The sequence below is a fragment of the Meishania litoralis genome (genome assembly GCF_042611095.1).
In the GTDB taxonomy this organism is placed as follows: Bacteria; Bacteroidota; Bacteroidia; order Flavobacteriales; family Flavobacteriaceae; genus Meishania; species Meishania litoralis.
In genome coordinates, this window is record NZ_JBHFPV010000004.1 from 265,702 (window position 1) to 284,294 (window position 18,593).

General features: G+C 40.8%; 22 protein-coding genes. 9 read left to right on the forward strand and 13 right to left on the reverse strand.

The annotated features are described in order from the left end of the window. Positions 1–13 precede the first annotated feature (13 nt). From ACEZ3G_RS14805 to ACEZ3G_RS14830, 6 genes are all read left to right on the forward strand, one after another. The gene (locus ACEZ3G_RS14805; protein WP_432426294.1) at positions 14–1,204 is read left to right on the forward strand and encodes a pyridoxal phosphate-dependent aminotransferase; all 1,191 of its coding nucleotides are present in this window, start codon (positions 14–16) and stop codon (positions 1,202–1,204) included. Next, positions 1,204–2,220 (forward strand): UDP-N-acetylmuramate dehydrogenase, encoded by a 1,017-nt coding sequence (gene murB / locus ACEZ3G_RS14810; protein WP_432426295.1) that lies wholly within the window; start codon positions 1,204–1,206, stop codon positions 2,218–2,220. The genes ACEZ3G_RS14805 and murB overlap by 1 nt, the downstream gene beginning before the upstream one ends. Positions 2,221–2,425: 205 nt before the next feature. Beyond that, positions 2,426–2,989, forward strand: a complete 564-nt coding sequence (locus ACEZ3G_RS14815; protein ID WP_432426296.1) for an RNA polymerase sigma factor — start codon at positions 2,426–2,428, stop codon at positions 2,987–2,989. Continuing rightward, positions 2,989–3,747, forward strand: a complete 759-nt coding sequence (locus tag ACEZ3G_RS14820) for an anti-sigma factor (RefSeq protein ID WP_432426297.1) — start codon at positions 2,989–2,991, stop codon at positions 3,745–3,747. The genes ACEZ3G_RS14815 and ACEZ3G_RS14820 overlap by 1 nt, the downstream gene beginning before the upstream one ends. Positions 3,748–3,828: 81 nt before the next feature. Further along, positions 3,829–4,038 (forward strand): membrane or secreted protein, encoded by a 210-nt coding sequence (locus tag ACEZ3G_RS14825; RefSeq protein WP_432426298.1) that lies wholly within the window; start codon positions 3,829–3,831, stop codon positions 4,036–4,038. 42 nt (positions 4,039–4,080) lie between these two features. Continuing rightward, positions 4,081–4,641, forward strand: coding sequence for an RNA polymerase sigma factor (locus ACEZ3G_RS14830; protein ID WP_432426299.1), 561 nt, complete (start codon positions 4,081–4,083; stop codon positions 4,639–4,641). A gap of 34 nt (positions 4,642–4,675) precedes the next feature. Here ACEZ3G_RS14830 and ACEZ3G_RS14835 read toward each other — a convergent pair whose 3' ends face one another. From ACEZ3G_RS14835 to rsfS, 6 genes are read right to left on the reverse strand one after another with little or no spacing between them, the layout of a single operon-like run. Continuing rightward, positions 4,676–4,936 (reverse strand): acyl-CoA-binding protein, encoded by a 261-nt coding sequence (locus tag ACEZ3G_RS14835; RefSeq protein ID WP_432426300.1) that lies wholly within the window; start codon positions 4,934–4,936, stop codon positions 4,676–4,678. Next, complete coding sequence (locus ACEZ3G_RS14840; RefSeq protein ID WP_432426301.1) at positions 4,926–5,600, reverse strand: phosphatidylserine decarboxylase family protein; 675 nt, start codon at positions 5,598–5,600, stop codon at positions 4,926–4,928. Before ACEZ3G_RS14840 ends, ACEZ3G_RS14835 begins: the two co-directional genes overlap by 11 nt. Continuing rightward, a complete protein-coding gene (locus ACEZ3G_RS14845; RefSeq protein ID WP_432426302.1) occupies positions 5,590–6,393 on the reverse strand; it encodes a phosphatidate cytidylyltransferase in 804 nt (267 codons plus the stop codon). Before ACEZ3G_RS14845 ends, ACEZ3G_RS14840 begins: the two co-directional genes overlap by 11 nt. Before the next feature lies 1 nt (position 6,394). After that, positions 6,395–7,000, reverse strand: coding sequence for an LUD domain-containing protein (locus tag ACEZ3G_RS14850; protein ID WP_432426303.1), 606 nt, complete (start codon positions 6,998–7,000; stop codon positions 6,395–6,397). Between the two features lie 59 nt (positions 7,001–7,059). Further along, complete coding sequence (gene ftsH / locus ACEZ3G_RS14855; RefSeq protein WP_432426304.1) at positions 7,060–9,075, reverse strand: ATP-dependent zinc metalloprotease FtsH; 2,016 nt, start codon at positions 9,073–9,075, stop codon at positions 7,060–7,062. Between the two features lie 52 nt (positions 9,076–9,127). Further along, complete coding sequence (gene rsfS / locus ACEZ3G_RS14860; protein ID WP_432426305.1) at positions 9,128–9,514, reverse strand: ribosome silencing factor; 387 nt, start codon at positions 9,512–9,514, stop codon at positions 9,128–9,130. A gap of 94 nt (positions 9,515–9,608) precedes the next feature. Between rsfS and ACEZ3G_RS14865 the strand changes: the two genes are divergently transcribed. Beyond that, entirely contained in the window at positions 9,609–10,340 is a 732-nt protein-coding gene (locus ACEZ3G_RS14865) for a biotin--[acetyl-CoA-carboxylase] ligase (protein ID WP_432426306.1), read from the forward strand. Here ACEZ3G_RS14865 and ACEZ3G_RS14870 read toward each other — a convergent pair. Both ACEZ3G_RS14870 and pyrE read right to left on the reverse strand, forming a co-directional pair. After that, a complete protein-coding gene (locus ACEZ3G_RS14870) occupies positions 10,337–10,729 on the reverse strand; it encodes an SRPBCC family protein (RefSeq protein ID WP_432426307.1) in 393 nt (130 codons plus the stop codon). The two genes, ACEZ3G_RS14865 and ACEZ3G_RS14870, sit on opposite strands and share 4 nt — an antisense overlap. A gap of 4 nt (positions 10,730–10,733) precedes the next feature. Beyond that, complete coding sequence (pyrE, locus tag ACEZ3G_RS14875; protein ID WP_432426308.1) at positions 10,734–11,375, reverse strand: orotate phosphoribosyltransferase; 642 nt, start codon at positions 11,373–11,375, stop codon at positions 10,734–10,736. Between the two features lie 7 nt (positions 11,376–11,382). Between pyrE and ACEZ3G_RS14880 the strand changes: the two genes are divergently transcribed. Beyond that, positions 11,383–11,964 carry an NUDIX hydrolase gene (locus ACEZ3G_RS14880; RefSeq protein ID WP_432426309.1) on the forward strand — a complete coding sequence of 194 codons (582 nt, stop codon included), beginning with the start codon at positions 11,383–11,385 and terminating at the stop codon, positions 11,962–11,964. 39 nt (positions 11,965–12,003) lie between these two features. On the opposite strand, the gene ACEZ3G_RS14885 is transcribed toward ACEZ3G_RS14880, so the two are convergent. From ACEZ3G_RS14885 to ACEZ3G_RS14905, 5 genes are all read right to left on the reverse strand, one after another. Next, positions 12,004–13,692: a M14 family metallopeptidase gene (locus ACEZ3G_RS14885; RefSeq protein ID WP_432426310.1), complete on the reverse strand. Its 1,689-nt coding sequence runs from the start codon at positions 13,690–13,692 to the stop codon at positions 12,004–12,006. A 126-nt stretch (positions 13,693–13,818) separates the two neighbouring features. Beyond that, a complete protein-coding gene (locus ACEZ3G_RS14890) occupies positions 13,819–14,223 on the reverse strand; it encodes a response regulator (RefSeq protein ID WP_432426311.1) in 405 nt (134 codons plus the stop codon). Beyond that, complete coding sequence (locus tag ACEZ3G_RS14895) at positions 14,210–16,060, reverse strand: PAS domain-containing sensor histidine kinase (RefSeq protein WP_432426312.1); 1,851 nt, start codon at positions 16,058–16,060, stop codon at positions 14,210–14,212. Before ACEZ3G_RS14895 ends, ACEZ3G_RS14890 begins: the two co-directional genes overlap by 14 nt. Before the next feature lie 215 nt (positions 16,061–16,275). Next, on the reverse strand, positions 16,276–16,731 hold the full coding sequence (gene coaD / locus ACEZ3G_RS14900; RefSeq protein WP_432426313.1) for a pantetheine-phosphate adenylyltransferase: 456 nt from the start codon (positions 16,729–16,731) through the stop codon (positions 16,276–16,278). A 95-nt stretch (positions 16,732–16,826) separates the two neighbouring features. Beyond that, positions 16,827–17,801 (reverse strand): D-alanine--D-alanine ligase, encoded by a 975-nt coding sequence (locus ACEZ3G_RS14905; RefSeq protein WP_432426314.1) that lies wholly within the window; start codon positions 17,799–17,801, stop codon positions 16,827–16,829. A 204-nt stretch (positions 17,802–18,005) separates the two neighbouring features. Here ACEZ3G_RS14905 and ACEZ3G_RS14910 point away from each other — a divergent pair, with 204 nt between their 5' ends. After that, complete coding sequence (locus tag ACEZ3G_RS14910; RefSeq protein ID WP_432426315.1) at positions 18,006–18,593, forward strand: PASTA domain-containing protein; 588 nt, start codon at positions 18,006–18,008, stop codon at positions 18,591–18,593.

Genomic DNA, 18,593 nt, shown 5'->3' on the forward strand with positions numbered 1-18,593 from the left:
TAAAATAAGCAACATGCCAAAGATATCTCAGAAAGGGCTCTTCATGCCGCAGTCACCTATAAGAAAATTGGTTCCTTTCGCGGAACGGGCCAAAAATAATGGGGTAAAGGTAATACACCTGAATATTGGCCAGCCCGATATCAAAACACCGCAGATAGCCCTTGACGCGGTCAAGAACAATACTATCGAAGTGCTCGAGTACAGTAGAACCGAGGGTTCAGAGACGTACCGCAACAAAATAGCAAAGTATTATGAAAAAAATGATATCATGGTCGATGCATCCGATATCATTGTGACCACGGGCGGTTCTGAAGCACTTTCGTTTACGATCGGAAGTATTGCCGATACTGGTGACGAAATAATCATACCTGAACCGTTTTATGCCAATTATAATGGATTTGCAACGGCAATGGGTGTAAAGGTCGTGCCCGTGGTATCAAATATCGACACCAATTTTGCCCTGCCCCCCATAGAAGAATTCGAAAAACTCGTAACACCGCGAACCAAGGCAATTTTGATCTGTAACCCCGGTAACCCCACTGGATATCTTTATAGTAAGGAGGAAATTCAAAAATTGGCGGCCATCGTAAAAAAACATGACCTTTTTTTAGTGGCCGATGAAGTATATCGCGAATTCACATACGACGGAAGGGAACATTATTCTATTTTACGGGAACCGGGATTGGAATCACATGCGATAATCGTGGACTCCGTTTCGAAGCGTTATAGCATGTGCGGCGCCCGTATCGGATGTCTTGTGTCGAAAAATCAAGAAGTCGTCAAAACGGCCCTGAAGTTTGCACAGGCAAGGTTGTCGCCGCCTACATATGCGCAAATTGCCAGCGAGGCGGCGTTGGAAACTCCGCAAAGCTATTTTGACGAGGTCAAAGAAGAATATGTGGCAAGAAGAGATTTATTGATCGAAGAACTGGGTAAGATCGAAGGGATTAAGATTGGCAGACCGCAAGGGGCCTTTTATTGTATCGTAGAGCTGCCCCTGGCCGACGCTGACGATTTCGCACAATGGCTCTTAGAAGATTTCAGGGTGAACAATGAAACCGTAATGGTGGCCCCGGCAGCTGGGTTCTATGCTACAGAAGGTCTGGGCAAAAACCAAGTGAGAATCGCCTACGTACTTGATAAAGAAAGCTTAAAGCGTGCGGTCAACATACTAAAAGAAGCCTTAAAAAGTTATATTGGCTGATGACCCTTGAGAAAAATAAATCGCTCAAACCATACAATACCTTTGGTATCGATGTAAAGGCCCAAGTCTTCTGTGAAATTAATTCATTGGAAGATCTTCGGGCAGTTTACCAGATCGAAGGCCATCCGAAAAAATTCTTCATTAGCGGCGGAAGCAATATGCTCTTGACCAGAGACATAGACGCTTTGGTGCTGCATATCAATTTAAAGGGAATCGAAGTGGTTTCTGAAGATGATGATGAGGTCGTCATTAAGGTCATGGCCGGCGAGAATTGGCATGCAATGGTACTTTGGTCGCTTGAACAGGGTTATGGCGGATTAGAAAACCTGTCATTGATCCCTGGAAATACGGGTACGGCACCGATTCAGAATATAGGTGCCTATGGTGTCGAGTTGAAAGATGTCTTTAGAAGCTGTGAAGCTTTTGATATAAAAGCCCAAGCGATAAGAACGTTTACTAAAGAAGAATGTCAATTCGGATACCGTGACTCGTATTTCAAAAATGAAGGAAAAGGGGAATATGTTATTATTTCCGTTTGTTTAAAACTGACCAAGAAGAACCACCGACTGAATACCTCTTATGGTTCTATCGAGGAAGAATTAAAAAATAACGCTGTTATCCTTCCTACGATAAAAGATGTATCGGAGGCCGTTATTGCGATTCGAAAGCGTAAATTGCCTGATCCGAAAGAATTGGGCAATAGCGGTAGTTTTTTCAAAAATCCCGTCATATCGGCTTCTAAATTCCGTACCTTCATGAAGCATCATCCTGAAGCTCCGCATTACAAGGTTTCCGAGAACGACTATAAGATTCCCGCCGGATGGCTGATCGAACAATGCGGATTCAAGGGAAAGCGGTTCGGTGATGCCGGTGTACACAAGAACCAAGCTTTGGTGCTTGTAAATTACGGCTCTGCAACAGGGCTTGAAATATTGAATTTGGCGACCAAGATCATGAAAACGGTCGAACAGCGATTCGGCATAGAAATTATCCCCGAGGTCAATATAATAAAATAACCCCCGAAGAAGTTCCCCGAGGGTTATACCAAACCAAACTAACCAAAAACTAAATGTGCAGTTACCAAGTGCACATTTATATTAAAATTTTGTGATAACGCTAGCTATAACAATCAATTTCATAAATTAGCGTTTAAGGGATATACGGTTCAAAAAGAAAATTGGATGCTTTGTCCATCAATTTTTTAAAACCCATGAACAAGGTATGAGCACACTTCTTGAAAAGCACATCGTAGAGTTGCTTCAAGAGCGAAATGAAAAAGCCATTTCCCTTTTGTACGACAACTACGGCGATACGTTGTTCGGGGTCGCCAATAAAGTCGTTCGTGATGAAGAATTGGCACAGGATGTTCTGCAGGAAAGTTTCGTGAAAATCTGGAAAAAATCGGACTCTTACGACCCCACCAAGGCAAAATTGTTCACCTGGCTTTTTCGTATTACACGGAATACCGCCATTGACAAATTAAGAAGTGTCAACACGAAAACGGACAAGGAAATCCAAATGGACGTTTCAGACGTATATAATCTAGGTGTTGAGGGCATAAGGCCGGAACTCATGGATGTTCGCGAGAACTTGGACAAGATAGAGTCTAAGTATCAAATAGTACTTGAAGCTCTATTTTTTCAAGGAATGACCCAACAGGAGGCCAGTGAAGAGTTGGATATTCCTTTGGGAACCATAAAATCGAGGTTGAAAATCGGTTTGCGCGAACTCAAAAAAGTATATGGGCCGACGACGATCATGCTCGCACTTCTAATTTTATCGTAATGAAAGAAAAAATTAAAGTATTTCTAGATTCCGACTTGCTTGAAAAGTATCTTTTGGGCACTGCAACGAAGCAAGAAGAGTTTCAATGTGAGCGATACATTGCAATGTATCCTGAAGTAAGGGAAACCTTTGACGAACTTCAAGAGAATTTGGAAGAGTTTGCAAAAATGCATGCTTTGAAATCTCCCGAAGGGCTTAAAGAAAAAATAATCGCAAGAATCAGGGCAGAGAACTCCGGTAGAAAGAAGTTCTTCAAATATGCCATCGCAGCCAGTTTCGCGGCATTGATGTTCGCCGGTGCATCATATTTCTTTTGGGACCAGAATCAAAATCTGCAAGAACAGAATACGATCGTTACCAATGAAATCAAGGACCTTAAAGAGAATATGAAGCAGCAATTGGAAGATGTTCGAAACCAATTTATCGTTTTGAACAACCCCCAAACTAGAAAGCTTAATGTAAAAGGCAACCAAAAGGCCAAAGATTTGAAAGCGGTGGCCTATATCAATCCTGTAAAAAAACTTTCCTATATCAACGTTAGCAAGTTGCCCAATTTACCTGAAAGCCAAGTTTTTCAAATGTGGGCAGAGGTTAACGGAGAGATGGTCAATCTAGGGGTAATTAGTGAGGCCAGCGACAAAGAAAAATTAGTGGCATTGCCTTATGCCGAAAATGCGGTCGGGTATATTACGATCGAGCCACAGGGTGGAAACGAAACTCCGACTGTTGAGAACATCGTTGCCAATATCAAATATTGATTTTTGCCCAATATCGAAAAATAAGGCCCTGGCATTAATGCCAGGGCCTTATTTTTGTAACTTTGCATAAAATTACCGATAATGAAATTGATATTACTGACCATTGGACTTTTGGCCGTTGCGTTTGCAGGAATCGCCATAAAAATATGGTCAAAAAAAGATGGAAAATTCGCGGGCACGTGTGCGAGCCAAAGTCCATTTTTGAATAAAGAAGGAGAAGCCTGTGGTATGTGCGGTAAATTGCCGAACGAACAGGATTGTCGAAGGGAATCATTAACGGAATTACATTGATTCCGCTTCATCTCTGATTGCTTTACGCTACAACAATTGCAATTGAATACACCAGGTATAAAGATCAAAGAGACCATACTGAAGGCCAAACAGGGAAACCAAATCGCTTTTAGTGCACTTTTGGATACCTTTTGGAACGATGTTTACGGTTTTCAGTTAAAGCGTACCGAAAATGAAAATGACGCCGAAGACATCACCATTCAGACCTTTTCCAAGGCTTTTGATAAAATCGACACCTATGATGAGGCTTACGGGTTCAAAACTTGGTTGATTGCTATTTCAAAAAACATACATGTTGACCTAATTCGAAAAAGAAAGCGAAACGTATTAGGTGCCGATGGTAATGATGAGGCAATCAAATCGGTTCTTGATGATGCACCATCTGCTGAAGACCAACTGATCATTAAACAGAATTTGGCGGCCTTATTGCAGCATATTAGAAAATTAAAGCCGCATTATCAAGAGGTTATCAATCTACGGTATTTCAATGAAATGAGCTACGCGGCTATAGCGCAAGAACTCAATGAGCCCATGAACAACGTTAAAGTAAAATTATTGAGGGCCAAAAAATTACTTGCCGAAATGATCAAGAGCAAAGATTAGTACTTATAAGGGGCAATTTTTAGGGTAATAATTATTATCTGGGAATTTCTTTTTTGACCAATGTAATGTATGATTTCATGGCATCTTCTCGTGTGATATTCTTGGCTTGAATAAGGGCATTGGCCTTGAAGGCGTTGATCAGAGGTGTTTCACTGCCCGGATTGTTAAAATTCTTATTCGCGATTTTATAATAGGCATAAAGTTTAAGCAACAAATCAGCCGGGAGTGGTTCGGTATAATTATTTACAAATTCGACCGCCTTGGTAAAATCAGATCGTAACTTATCATCTTTCATCGTCCATTTTATTGATGACCGTTGCGATACAGGTTTTGGCACCTACCACCTTCTGGTCCAATTTAACCGCAATTGCTGCATTCAATGGCAGTAAAAGATCTACCCTGGAGCCGAATTTTATGAACCCGGCATCATCTCCCTGTTGTACGCTTTGGCCTTCTTCGGCATAGTTTACGATTCGTCTTGCCATTGCGCCCGCGATTTGTCTGTATAATATATCGCCGAACTTTGGGGTATTGACCACCACCGTAGTACGTTCGTTTTCCAAACTTGACTTAGGATGCCAAGCGACCAAATATTTACCAGGATGATATTTGGAATACTTAATACTTCCGCTGACCGGATATCTGGTTACATGCACGTTCACCGGTGACATGAAAATGGAGACCTGTATTCTTTTATCCTTGAAATATTCTGGATCTTCAACCTCTTCGATAACCACTACCTTACCGTCTACAGGGGCAAGAACTTCATCAAAACTTTTGACAGGAACCCTTTTCGGATTGCGGAAAAACTGAAGAATTAGCACCAATATAAGAACGGCAATGATCTGGATCGCCCATCTCAACCAAGTGATATCCAAATAGAACTGAGAAACCAATACCGCGGTAATTACAAGAAAAAAAGTCGTCAAAATTATTGTTTGACCCTCCCTATGAAACATATGCAAAAATCGTTAATGTTAAGTATGTAAATGGTGCCGCGAAGACAAGGCTATCCAACCGATCCAACATTCCGCCATGGCCGGGTAAGATAGCCCCACTGTCCTTTACGCCTGCAGAGCGCTTGAGCTTCGATTCCAACAAGTCGCCCAAACTGCCTGATACAACGATCACAGCGGCTAAGATCATCCATTGGCCCGGACTTATCAATGGTTCGTATATGCCCATCAGATATGCCGCACCCATTGCAAATATAAAACCCCCGATCGTTCCTTCAACAGTTTTTTTTGGAGAAATCGAGGGGTAGAGTTTTGTGCGCCCAACACTTTTTCCTACGATGTAGGCAAAAGAATCGTTTACCCATATCAATATAAAGATCCCCATTATGAGAAGTTTGGCAAAGTCATCATCCTTATATGGGATCATGGTCAGAAAAATGCATCCACCCCCGATATAAAGTAGCCCGATTATGAATTTTTGTATCGTATTGAATTGTCTTTCCTTTCTTTGGAACAGGTAGAACAAAAGGGCGATGTCAATAGTTATCGTAATGAACATCAACAGGTTGATCAGTCCCTTGTCGCTGGTCAAATAGATGAAGATCCACCATAAGGCAAGATAGGCTATGAATATATGGTATCCTCTAAGGGCAACAAGCCTTTTGTATTCATAAAGGCATGCAAGGCCAAAGGTCATGAACAAAAAATCGAACGCATCAGAATTCAAGAATACCGCTGATAGCAACAAAACGATATATACGGCACCTGTAAGCGATCGTCTTAAGATTTCCCTCATGCTACAAATCCTCCTGAAGTAATAGATAAAGGTTCTTTGAACTACTTCCGTAGGTCAAGAAATCGTCGGAATTTTCAGTTGTGGGAAGAAAATGTTTGAGTGTGGTAATATTCGCGGGAATGTTATGTCCGTATTTTTTCTTTATGATTTTCAGTCCTTCACCAATAGACTCTACCAATTGACTTGTTGTAGCATAAACAATGACATTGTCGGGAAGCTCATTGAGCTTCTTTTCCCTCAATTGGTTGGAACAAACTAGAATGGAACCGTTTTGGGCAATGAGATGTTCGCAGGTCGTAAAAAACACGTCGCTTTCTTCTGTCTTATCGGTGAACTTGACATCTTTTGCGAATTTTTCTGTCAATCGGGGGTTCATTGCAAAAAACGGATAGTCTTGCCATCCATTTTCTTCGACAATGTTCTTCACGGCCGTTGAGACTTCGGAAAAAGAATCACAGTATAGAAATTTGCCCCCATTTTTTTTGAAATGGATGGTAAACTTCTCATCGACGGGAATATTGAGATCGGGCATATGCATACCTCGGGTTTCCTTAGTTTCTTTCGAAACTTTTTTTCCACCACCAAAAAGTTTGTCAAATAGCCCCATCGACTGTATAATACTTCTTCAATATGTGCCCGCTAATAAAAAAACAACGCTAAATATAGCTATTTATTTTCTTCTTCTTTATCCGGCTCGGCACTGGTTTTTTCTGAGACCAAAGCGTCTTCGACGGCCTCCTTTGGTATTTCTTGCCCCTTCTCGTCAAACTCCTTTTCAAAAGGGCGCTTTCCGAAAATCTTTTCAAGGTCTTCCTTGAATATAACTTCTTTTTCGAGTAGGCGTTCGGCCAAAATGGTCAACTTGTCTTTGTTCTCCTTCAAAACCTCTATGGCCCGAACATATTGTTCTTCAATAAGTTTTGAAATCTCAATATCTATTTTGCGCGCGGTTTCTTCACTATAAGGTTTGGAAAAGCTGTAATCGGTCTGCCCTGAAGAATCATAGTAGGTCAAGTTGCCCAGTTCATCATTAAGCCCATAAACGGTCACCATGGCCCGCGCCTGCTTGGTTACTTTTTCCAAATCGCTCAACGCCCCCGTTGATATTTTATCGAATATTACTTTTTCGGCCGCCCGGCCCCCCAAAGTGGCGCACATTTCATCTTTCATTTGTTCGGGCCTCACGATCAATCGTTCTTCGGGCAGGTACCATGCCGCCCCTAAGGATTGGCCCCTGGGTACAATGGTCACCTTTACCAAAGGAGCCGCGTGTTCCAACATCCAACTTACCGTGGCGTGACCCGCCTCATGATAGGCGATCGTCTTTTTTTCACCAGGAGTAATGATCTTGTTCTTTTTCTCCAATCCACCGACAATACGATCTACGGCATCAAGGAAATCTTGTTTGCTCACCGCTTTCTTCTCTTTTCGAGCAGCGATCAAAGCGGCCTCGTTGCAGACATTTGCAATATCGGCACCAGAAAAGCCCGGGGTCTGTCTAGCTAAAAAGTCAAGATCTAGTTTTTCGGAAGTTTTTATTGGCCTGAGATGTACTTCGAAAATTTCTTTTCGTTCTCGAATATCGGGTAAATCGACATAGATCTGTCTATCAAAGCGGCCTGCCCGCATGAGTGCCTTGTCCAAAACATCGGCACGGTTGGTAGCGGCCAGTACAATGACATTCGTATTGGTGCCGAAACCGTCCATTTCGGTCAACAACTGGTTCAAAGTGTTTTCGCGCTCGTCGTTGGAGCCCGTGAAGTTGTTCTTTCCCCTTGCCCGGCCAATAGCATCTATTTCATCAATAAAAATAATGGCGGGTGATTTGTCTTTGGCCTGTTTGAAGAGGTCACGTACCCTGGAAGCACCAACACCTACGAACATTTCAACGAAATCAGACCCGGAAAGAGAAAAGAAAGGTACCTTGGCTTCACCGGCCACTGCCTTTGCAAGTAATGTTTTACCCGTTCCCGGAGGGCCGACCAATAACGCACCCTTCGGAATTTTACCTCCCAATGAGGTATATTTGTCGGGGTGTTTTAAAAACTCCACGATTTCTTCTACTTCCTCTTTTGCGCCTTCCAATCCGGCAACATCTTTAAATGAAGTTCTGGTATCGGTCTTTTCATCGAAGAGTTTTGCCTTTGATTTTCCTATATTAAATATCTGACCACCGGCTCCGCCACCACCGCCGCCCGACATTCTGCGCATCAAATAAATCCAGATACCTATAATCAATACGAACGGTAAGATGCTCAACAACATCTCCATGAAGAGATTTGATTCTTTATCGAATTCTACAATGGTATCTAGATTGTTTTCTTTCTTGATTTCGGTAATCTCGTTTTGAAATATCTGCAAATCACCATAATCAAGAACGTATTGGGGTACAGCCCCGGTCGAGGGCAGCCAAGGCTTGATGTTCACATCTTGGTGCACATCTTTTTGAAGTGCCTCATCAGAGAGAAAGACTTTCGCCTGATTGGTATTGGTAATGATCAATATTTTACTGATGTCACCATTTCTAAGATACTCCTGAAGTTCAGAAGTAGTGGTTTTCTTTGTATTAGACAGGTTCGAACTGCCAAAAAACTGAAAACCTATAAGGAGTACTATTATCGATCCGTAAATCCACCACGAGCTGAATTTAGGTTTCTTATTTGTGTTATTGTCTTTTGCCATTAATATTTTTTTTACCCGTTTCCAGTTTTAGAACTATCAATAAAAATCTGGATTATTTCAGGGCTTGATTTACATTGCTTTCAAATTCGGTAACCTTTGCATCGCCCCAAAGCCCTTCAATATCATAATAATCACGAATATGTCTTTGGAATACATGAACCACGACGTTTACATAATCCATCAAAACCCATTCGGCATTATCTTGACCTTCAACATGCCAAGGTTTGTCTTTTATAGCTTTGCTGACCGTTTTTTGGATAGATCCGACTATAGCATTTACATGCGTGTTTGAAGTACCATTGCAAATTATAAAGTAGTCACAAACGGTGTTTTCAATTGCCCTAAGATCAAGTAAACTTATCTGCTGACCTTTAACTTCTTCAATACCTTGTAAAATTAATGCAATTAACTCGTCTGTGCTAGCTTTTCCTTTTTGCATTCAAAAATTTTAGTTTATGCAAAGTTATTATTTTTTTGTTCTTTTGACCGTAGTTTTTGACAATAGATTGCTACGTCATAGAACGGCAACATAGATGCAAATAATCAAACTTAGTGCCACGGACTCAACGAATGCCTATTTAAAGTCCTTGGCCAAGTCTGAACCTCTTGAAGACCTTACCGTTGTAGTTGCCCACGAACAGTTTAAGGGCCGTGGACAAATGGGTTCAGAATGGCAATCTGAAGCGGGTAAAAATCTAACATTCAGCATTTTAAAAAGGCATAAAGGCCTAGCTGCCAAAGATCGATTTCAGTTGACCATTTGTGTTTCCATTGCCATAATTAGCGCCTTAAAAGAGTTGGGCCTCGGTAATCTAGCCGTTAAATGGCCTAACGACATTCTGTCAGGAAATTCCAAAATATGCGGAATCTTGATCGAGAATGCCCTATCGGGCGATAAAATCCAATCATCGATAATAGGAATTGGTTTAAACGTAAACCAGTCACTTTTCAATAATCTAAAGAGCGTTTCATCATTAAAATTGCTGCTAGGCAAAACGTTTGATCTGAACGAATTATTGCTAAGAATAGTTTTTCATCTTGAAAGTGAACTCTCTCAATTAACTAAAATATGGGATAAGGAGCGCTGGGTCGATTACGAGAATCTATTGTTCAGAAAAGACAGGCCGTCAACTTTTGAAGATAACCGAGGTCAACGCTTTATGGGCATTATCAGGGGCGTTTCTGGCAAAGGAATGTTGAAAGTCTCTCTTGAGAACGGAACCCTATCGGAATTTGACCTTAAAGAGGTCAAATTGCTTTATTAGATTTTAGAAAGATTTTCCGATAATGTTCCCATGAAATTAGTTATCGGGGTCTTTATCATCATGGCCATCATTGCATTGAACTCGCCATTAAAGCTTAATGAAACTTCGCTCTCGTCGGGCGTAATTTCGACGATGTCCGCGGTAAGGGTGAAGGGTAATTTATCGCTGGCCGCACCAAGAACGATCTGGTCATATTCGCTCTGCTTCTTTCGTTCCAGCACAATTTCTGGCATCCCTTTTAAGGCGAAAAGAAATCTATCGGCATTTATGACTTCGAACTTATCGATAGTTTCGGGCATCAGAACTTCAAAGTTCTTTAAATCGGTCAAAAACCCAAAGACTTCGCGTTTACTTTTGCTAACTGTTTTTTTAGGTGCCTCTATATACATTTTCCTATTGTTTCCATTGTGAAGGGGTTTTGCACCAATCCATTAAGGTGGCCAGCTGATCGTCTTTTAAATAACCGGTTTGAGAAGCTTGGTCTATAAGATGGGCATAATCTGAAAGTGTGTGGAGTTCTACCCCGTTTTTTTCAAAACTATCTTTGGCCACTTCAAAACCGTAGGTAAAGATTGCCAGCATGCCTTTGATGTTGGCTCCTGCTTCATTCAACGCCTGTACGGCATTCAAACTACTCTTGCCGGTACTGATAAGGTCTTCGATGACAACAACGGTCTGATTGCGGTCCAATTGACCTTCTATTTGATTCCGACGGCCATGTGATTTTGCCTCAGGGCGTACATAGATAAACGGTAGCCCCAAATAATCGGCCACCAAAATACCAATTCCTATTGCGCCTGTCGCCACCCCTGCTATGATATCAGGTTTGCCATAGAGCATATCGATTTGTTTGGCCATTTCTTCCCTTATATAATTTCGAATGGCCGGATGGCTTAGTATGATCCGATTGTCGCAATAAATGGGAGATTTCCAACCTGAAGCCCATGTAAACGGATTTTCGGGTTCCAATTTTATTGCATTAATTTGCAGCAAAAGCTCAGCTGTCTTTTTGGCCGTGTTTTTATCTAAAATCATTGCGCAAATGTATAAAGTTTTTGTTAATGAACTGCCCCTCATATTGACAAATAAACTCTCTGAAACAACTGGCCAATACTATCTTCTGAACCAAGACGCGATTCGGCAGGCCATTAAGGCATTGGTAAAGAAAAAAATTCCCGAGGCCTATATTTATCACCCGAATCACGAGGAAATTCTTAAAAAATTCACGAAGAACATCAAACTAGAAGTTGCCGCCGGAGGGGTAGTTACCAACAAGGCGGGCAAGGTGCTTTTTATCTATAGGAATGACAAGTGGGACCTACCCAAGGGAAGGTTGGACAAAGGGGAGACTATCGAAGAATGTGCTCTTAGGGAAGTAAAGGAGGAAACAGGGGTCAAAAACCTCAAGATCGAGAATTTTCTTAAAACAACGTATCATGTCTTCAAACGAAATGGAAAGTATCGCCTAAAAGAAGTCCATTGGTTCGCTATGAAAACCACATACGAAGGAAAACTAGTACCTCAGGAAAATGAAGGTATCGTTAAGGTCAAGTGGAAAGGCCCTAGAAAAATCCAAAAGGCCCTAGAGAATTCATATACCAATATCAAGATTCTTTTCGAATAAATGCCCTGGGGTTTTTAAGTACCTTTTGTTAAGATATGGTCATTTCTGCTTTAAGATACGATAGACAGGGTACTGTAGATGGGCCGTCTCATAATGTTCGGATCGTTTGAACAACCAATCCAATTGGGCGTACCAATTTTGTGCAAAATCTTCTTCGCCCGTTTTTTTTGCTTCGAAGGCTTCCTTGAGCTGAGGGTCGTTTCTCAGCATTTCAAGTGCCTCGTCTTCAAAAACATATGGAGAAAACCCTTCTTTTTGTTGAAGTATAGTGTCAAAATAGTTCCAATTGAAAAAGGAATCCACTGCCTCAGGCTCCAGAGTTTCAAGTACATACCGTATTCCCGGTTGATCTGTCGGAACCAGTATATCGCCCTTTGTAAAATTGATTTCTTGAATTTTTGAAGTTACCGACGTATTATAATGGGGATAATGCCCTTCATAGGCATTGGACATTGTTTCGTATGAATCTATTTTATAGGATTCTACCGCAATTACGGAATCTTTTTCAAGGGTGTTGAACTGAATTTCATTGACTTTGAGCAGTTCAAGGACCTTGTGCCACCCTTTTTTCACGATATAGGCCTCGGGTATTTTTATGGAATCTGAAGGGATAAAATAATTTTGATAGACCACCTCTTTCTCGAAGGGTTTGCTGCGGTCATATTTCAATCTCGACATGCCGGTAACTTCACTGGTAATCATGGTGCCTTCAAAACCTTTGAAATTAAATTTGGTCGTTTGGGTAGTGTCTATGGCCCATTTCACGGGGTAGTATGTCCAATCAACATGTCGTGTACCGGCATGTTTTCTTAGATTCTTTATTTTTTGGACATCTTTTTCAACTATTCCGAGCATTTTGGCCATAAGGGTATAGGTGCCTTCGACCCTTTTTTTATAAGGTTTGAGCATATGGGTCTCGACCATCATCCCTAAGGTGTTCCAAAGGGCCGTATAGCCTGTCGAGTATCTTGGGTGATCCATAAATTGTGAAAATCCTGATTCAGGTACACGATTGAAAACATTGACGTAGGGCGTAATGTCCCAATTGTTTTCGCTAAGCCCCGATTCCAATTCGGGCATCATTTCGGTATTCAGGTATTCACCTAATCTACCTCCAAGTTTATTATGCTGGGTGAACAAATGGGTTAGGGTATATTGATAATCGGCGCCATTGCTAACATGGTTGTCGATAAAAACATCAGGATCGATCGTATGGAAAATCTCTGAAAAAGTACGTGCATTTTTGGTATCAGCCTTTATAAAATCACGGTTCAGGTCATAATTTTGGGCATTGCCCCTAAAACCATAAGATACAGGCCCGTTCTGGTTTGTACGCGAGGCTTTGTTACGGTTCAAGGCCCCGCCGACATTGTAGACCGGAATGGTCGCTACAACGGTTTTTTTTGGAGTAGGCAGTTTGCCAGCGGCCAAATCTCGAAAAAAGAGCATGGTAGCATCGATACCGTCACTTTCTCCGGGATGAATACCGTTGTTGATCAGCATTATGGCTTTTTCTTCCGCTATTTTTGAGAAGTTGAAATTACCGTCGGGGTTATAAGTAACTAAATTTAGCGGATACCCACTATCCGTTTCACCGATAGTCTGAATGTTGATCTCAGGGAATTCTTTCGCCAGTTGAATGTAAAAATCGATTACCTGTAAATACGTAGGTGTTTCATTGCCATTTGAGTTTTCAAAAGGTGTTTGAAAATCAACGGACTTATGCACAGTTTTGGTATCGCACGAAAATAGTATCAACACAATTGTTAACCTAATATACAATCGCCGCACGTCAATGACTTTTCTAGGTTCATATTCGTGCGTAAAATTAGTTAAAATATTAGTTTGTCGTGTTTATGCCGCTCTTGTAATAGTTTCCAATTCTTTCTTTCGAATAGGCTTACTATTGTAAGTAATTGTGTGATGGGTTCTGGTTTTGTATTTTTCCCAATTTTCGTAGTCGAGAGCATCTATTGAGGAAGTAAGTATGTTGATGCGGATCTTTTGTTGTATTGGTAGTCGCAAGAACTCTTCCAAGAATTGCCATCCGTCCATTACTGGCATGTTCAGATCCAAGAAAATCACTTCAGGAACCTGTTCAGTCTCATTATATACTTCTAAAATGCCATCAAGGGCCAGTTTCCCGTTGCCATAATCGATGATTGAATCACAGTCTACCACGGTACTCAACATTTTTTTTATACCGAATACCAAAATAGGATCATCATCAACGACGCATATCGAATTAATCTTTCTCATTGAAATAAATTTTGAACGTGGTTCCCTTACCAACTGCGCTTTCTACTTCTACCTTTCCGTTCATGGCCTCAATTTGATTTTTAGAAATATAGAGGCCTATTCCGCGTGAATCTTTATGGTCGTGAAAAGTTTTATACATGCCGAACAACTTATCGCCATATTTTTTTAAATCAATTCCTGAGCCATTGTCGGCTATACTAAGAACCGTGTAACCATTTTTGTTCTCAGTGGTCAATACGATTACCGGCCTTCTTTCAGGATTACTGTATTTAACCGAATTGGTTATGAAATTCATCAATATACTCTCGAGATAGTCAGGTACCACCTTAATAACTAGTTTTTGAGGTATTTGATTGATTATCAAAGCATTGTTGTTCGTAAGAAATGCTTGTAGGTCACTTTCAACCTGTTCGACCTTTTCTTTTAGGGCGACTTTTTTCTTCTCTTGGTTTACATTTGTATTTATGGCTACTACCTCATTGAGGTTGTCCAAGGTTTCCAATAGGCTATCGGAAGAATCCGTCAGCATTTTCATTATTTTGCTCTTCTCATCTTCGTTTTTTTCGTGTGTCAAAAAGTCAAGTAGCATCGAAAAATTTGCCGTGTGAGATCTTAGATTATGTGATACAATATGTGCAAAATCGATAAGTTTTTTGTTCTGTAAAGAGGTAACGTTGATCAAATCTTTCAATTCCCTCTCTTTTTGCTTTATATCGGTGATGTCTATGGACATTCCTATGATACCGGCTATTTCATTGTTCTCATCGATATAGGGAATTTTGGAAACCGAAAAAATGGTTTCTGTACCATCTTTCTTGATGCATAGATCTTCTTTCGACATAATCGATTTGCGGTTTTTCATGACCCATAAATCTTCATTTCTTCCAATTTTTGCCGTTTTATGGTCATAAACATCAAAATCGTTCTTGCCCAATAATTCTTGACGACTACCGAGACCGACATAGTCGGCTTCCGATTTATTGACAAGAATCTTACGCGATTCAGTATCTTTTATATAGACATTCAATGGAAGGTTATCGATCAGCGTTTGAAGCAACCGTTCATTTTCCTTGGTTCTGGTTTCGATTTCTACAGTTTGACTGATATCTTGAAATGAACCTAAGAGGCCAGTGAACTTTTTGTTTTTAAATGTTGGCGACCCTGTAGTGATTATCCATTTTTCAATTCCTTCAGGGGTAATAATCTGTAATTTTTCATTCCACGAGGCCCCTTTGGTGGCAGCATTTTCTAAAGCCAATGCGAATGAGTTGCGGCTATAACCGGGTTTGTAAAAATCTATGATGTTGTTAAAGGTGGGTACAAAGGCATCGGATACTCCGTGAATGGCCTTTGTTCTCTCGCACCACCACACTTTTTCCTTGATTGGGTCGAACTCCCAAATTCCTATGTTGGCAAATTCCGCCTTTTCCCTTAGCAATGATTCGAGCTTGTGAAACCTTTGGTCGACCTGAACATGTAGCGATATATTTTGCACCTGTACAATTGCCCCTATGATGTTTTCGTTATCGTCGTACCACGGCGTAATGGACCATTCGAACCATTTGGAAAGGTCATCATTTTGTGCACACCATTCGGTATTGAACTGTGTCGACTTACCTTCAAGACAAAGGATCAAAAGATTCTTCAAATCGCTGCTCGCTTCAGTATGGATTTGATCGAATATGTTCTTTCCGAGAATGTCAATACTATCGTTTTCAAATTCATTTGCCCACTGATCGGAAGCGTGAATAATTTCAAATTTTCTATTGAGATAAACTGTCGCCGTCGGCAATTGTTTGACGATGTAGTTATTCCGATGTATCTTCTGTACCTTCAACTTTTGTTGTAATTTCTTACTAAGTTAATAGGATTTGGTAATATTCGTGCAAAAATGTTGTGAACGCATTGAATCTCGTTGTGTCAAAGGTAAAATGATATGTGAGGTGGTCATTCCTTAATAAAACACAGTCTTTCCCTTCTTTTATGGTTTTTTCGAATCACTGTGAATCAATCCGTGTTCTTTGAAAGGACTATTCAAAAAGAAGTTTTTTCTTACTTGGGTTTCACCGTGCCCGGAACAAGGCCCGAATAGTCGCCCCCATTTCTGATAACGTCTCTGACAATTGAAGAACTGATATACGATTTTCCTGAAGAAGTCAGTAGAAATACCGTTTCTATCTCAGAGAGTTTTCGGTTGGTATGCGCTATTGCCTTTTCGAACTCAAAATCCCCCGGGTTGCGTAGTCCGCGAAGTATAAAATTGGCCCCGACCTTTTTGCAGAAATCAACGGTAAGACCTTCGTAGTCCATGACTTTGATTGATGGCTCATCTTTAAAGGCTTCTTTGATAAAGCTCATACGTTCATCCAAAGAAAACATATATTTTTTTTCGGCATTGATTCCAACGGCGATTATCAGCTCATCGAACAGCGTAATGCCCCTCCTAATAATATCATCATGGCCCAACGTGAGAGGGTCAAAAGAACCGGGAAAAATAGCGCGCTTCATCAATACTTTAGATTATTAATTCGGAGGTCATTTAAAAAAATGTCTTAAGACCAGAACTTAAATTAGGCCAATTCGATGCCTAAAGTTACTCAATTTTACTTCAATGCCTCTACGATGGCACTTTCAAAGAGTTGTGAAAGTTCGATACCTGCAATTCTTGCCTGTTGCGGAAGAATACTTTCTGTGGTTAGGCCGGGGGTGGTATTCATCTCCAACATGTATGGTTCGTCATCGATAAAAATGAATTCGCTTCTAGAGTATCCCTTCATTTTGAGAACCTCATAAGCACGCTTGGCGATTTCGACTACATTGCGTTCTTGGATCTTGGAAATTCTAGCGGGAGTTATTTCTTTTGATTTACCCTCATATTTGGCTTCATAGTCGAAAAAATCGTTTTCGGTAATAATCTCTGTTATGGGAAGTACCTTTGTTCGGCCTTCATAGGTAATCACGCCTACAGAGACTTCAGTGCCTTTCAAAAAAGCTTCGATCAGTATTTCACCGTCTTCTTCGAAGGATTTGGCAATGGCCTTGCCAAGATCTTCTTTTTTATAGACTTTGGAGATTCCGAAACTGCTTCCGGCCCTGTTGGCCTTTACAAAACAAGGAAGTCCTACCGAATTGATTATTTCATCTTCATCGATTGGGTCACCCAAATTGAGATAGTATGATTTGGCCGATTTGATGCCATATGGCTTTAAAACGCTGAGAAGATCTCTTTTGTTGAAAGTAAGTGCCCCCTGATAATGGCCACATGAAGTTTGCTGAATACCCAATAGCTCGAAGTAGGCCTGTAGAAGTCCATCTTCCCCCGGTGTTCCGTGAATGGTATTGAAGACACAATCAAAGTTGATGGTTACGTTCTCGACATGTATTGAAAAATCATGCCTGTTCACCGGAAATTCATTGCCGTTATCATCGACATAGACCCATTTTTCCTCTAGAATATGGATTCTATATGGACGGAATTTTTCTTTGTCCAAATATTCATACACGACATTTCCACTTTTAAGTGATATCTTATACTCACTTGAGTATCCGCCCATGATTATGGCAATATTTTTTGGCATACCGCTGTTATGGATTAAAGGCTAATGTTGATAACGAATTCAAAGAAAAGAAAAAAAGATTTGTCTTGCACCAAGGTAGTTTGTTTTTGGAGTATTTTGTAAGTGCCAGTGATTGTTTGGTTTAAGCAGACCATTAATGTTTGGTCGTCTCAAGGGATCGAAGTCCTTGCCCATTTGTTATATTTGCTTGATTAATTTTGAACGATGAGAAATTTTTTCAACTTTTTAAAGAGTAGAACTTTTTTGATCCAATTGGGCCTGGCGATATTGACTATCGCCATACTTGCCTTTTTAGTGTTGAACTGGTTGAAGCGTACTACGAACCATGGTGAGTTTGTCGAGGTGCCCGATTTCTCTAAAATGTCGGTTATGGAAATGCGCGAAGCTGTTGAAAATGCGGGTCTTCGGTACGAAGTACTCGATTCGGCAAATTACAATCCTGATTACCCTAGATTTTCCATTATCGATCAAGACCCGATCGCGGGTGACAAAGTCAAGGAAAATCGAAAAATATATTTTACCGTAAACCCTTCGGGTTATAAAAAGGTAACTGTTCCAAAAATAATCCAAGTGACCCAGCGGAACGCCGCCTCGATGTTGCGGGCGGTGGGTCTTGATGTGCAACGTGTTACCTATGTTGATGAGTTGGGCAAAGACATGGTCTATCAAATAAAACATAAGGGAAAATATGTGAAGCCAGGAGATAAGCTACCTAAGACCTCGAAAATTGAATTGATCTGTGGCAACGGCAAAATTCCTACAAGTGCCCGAATCAAGGCCGATTCAGAATAA

Coding starts and splice junctions, on each gene's coding strand:
- ACEZ3G_RS14805 (WP_432426294.1), top strand. CDS start 14: ATGCCAAAGATATCTCAGAAAGGGCTCTTCATGCCGCAGTCACCTATA.
- murB (WP_432426295.1), top strand. CDS start 1,204: ATGACCCTTGAGAAAAATAAATCGCTCAAACCATACAATACCTTTGGT.
- ACEZ3G_RS14815 (WP_432426296.1), top strand. CDS start 2,426: ATGAGCACACTTCTTGAAAAGCACATCGTAGAGTTGCTTCAAGAGCGA.
- ACEZ3G_RS14820 (WP_432426297.1), top strand. CDS start 2,989: ATGAAAGAAAAAATTAAAGTATTTCTAGATTCCGACTTGCTTGAAAAG.
- ACEZ3G_RS14825 (WP_432426298.1), top strand. CDS start 3,829: ATGAAATTGATATTACTGACCATTGGACTTTTGGCCGTTGCGTTTGCA.
- ACEZ3G_RS14835 (WP_432426300.1), bottom strand. CDS start 4,936: ATGAAAGATGATAAGTTACGATCTGATTTTACCAAGGCGGTCGAATTT.
- ACEZ3G_RS14840 (WP_432426301.1), bottom strand. CDS start 5,600: ATGTTTCATAGGGAGGGTCAAACAATAATTTTGACGACTTTTTTTCTT.
- ACEZ3G_RS14845 (WP_432426302.1), bottom strand. CDS start 6,393: ATGAGGGAAATCTTAAGACGATCGCTTACAGGTGCCGTATATATCGTT.
- ACEZ3G_RS14850 (WP_432426303.1), bottom strand. CDS start 7,000: ATGGGGCTATTTGACAAACTTTTTGGTGGTGGAAAAAAAGTTTCGAAA.
- ftsH (WP_432426304.1), bottom strand. CDS start 9,075: ATGGCAAAAGACAATAACACAAATAAGAAACCTAAATTCAGCTCGTGG.
- rsfS (WP_432426305.1), bottom strand. CDS start 9,514: ATGCAAAAAGGAAAAGCTAGCACAGACGAGTTAATTGCATTAATTTTA.
- ACEZ3G_RS14865 (WP_432426306.1), top strand. CDS start 9,609: ATGCAAATAATCAAACTTAGTGCCACGGACTCAACGAATGCCTATTTA.
- ACEZ3G_RS14870 (WP_432426307.1), bottom strand. CDS start 10,729: ATGTATATAGAGGCACCTAAAAAAACAGTTAGCAAAAGTAAACGCGAA.
- pyrE (WP_432426308.1), bottom strand. CDS start 11,375: ATGATTTTAGATAAAAACACGGCCAAAAAGACAGCTGAGCTTTTGCTG.
- ACEZ3G_RS14880 (WP_432426309.1), top strand. CDS start 11,383: ATGTATAAAGTTTTTGTTAATGAACTGCCCCTCATATTGACAAATAAA.
- ACEZ3G_RS14890 (WP_432426311.1), bottom strand. CDS start 14,223: ATGAGAAAGATTAATTCGATATGCGTCGTTGATGATGATCCTATTTTG.
- coaD (WP_432426313.1), bottom strand. CDS start 16,731: ATGAAGCGCGCTATTTTTCCCGGTTCTTTTGACCCTCTCACGTTGGGC.
- ACEZ3G_RS14905 (WP_432426314.1), bottom strand. CDS start 17,801: ATGCCAAAAAATATTGCCATAATCATGGGCGGATACTCAAGTGAGTAT.
- ACEZ3G_RS14910 (WP_432426315.1), top strand. CDS start 18,006: ATGAGAAATTTTTTCAACTTTTTAAAGAGTAGAACTTTTTTGATCCAA.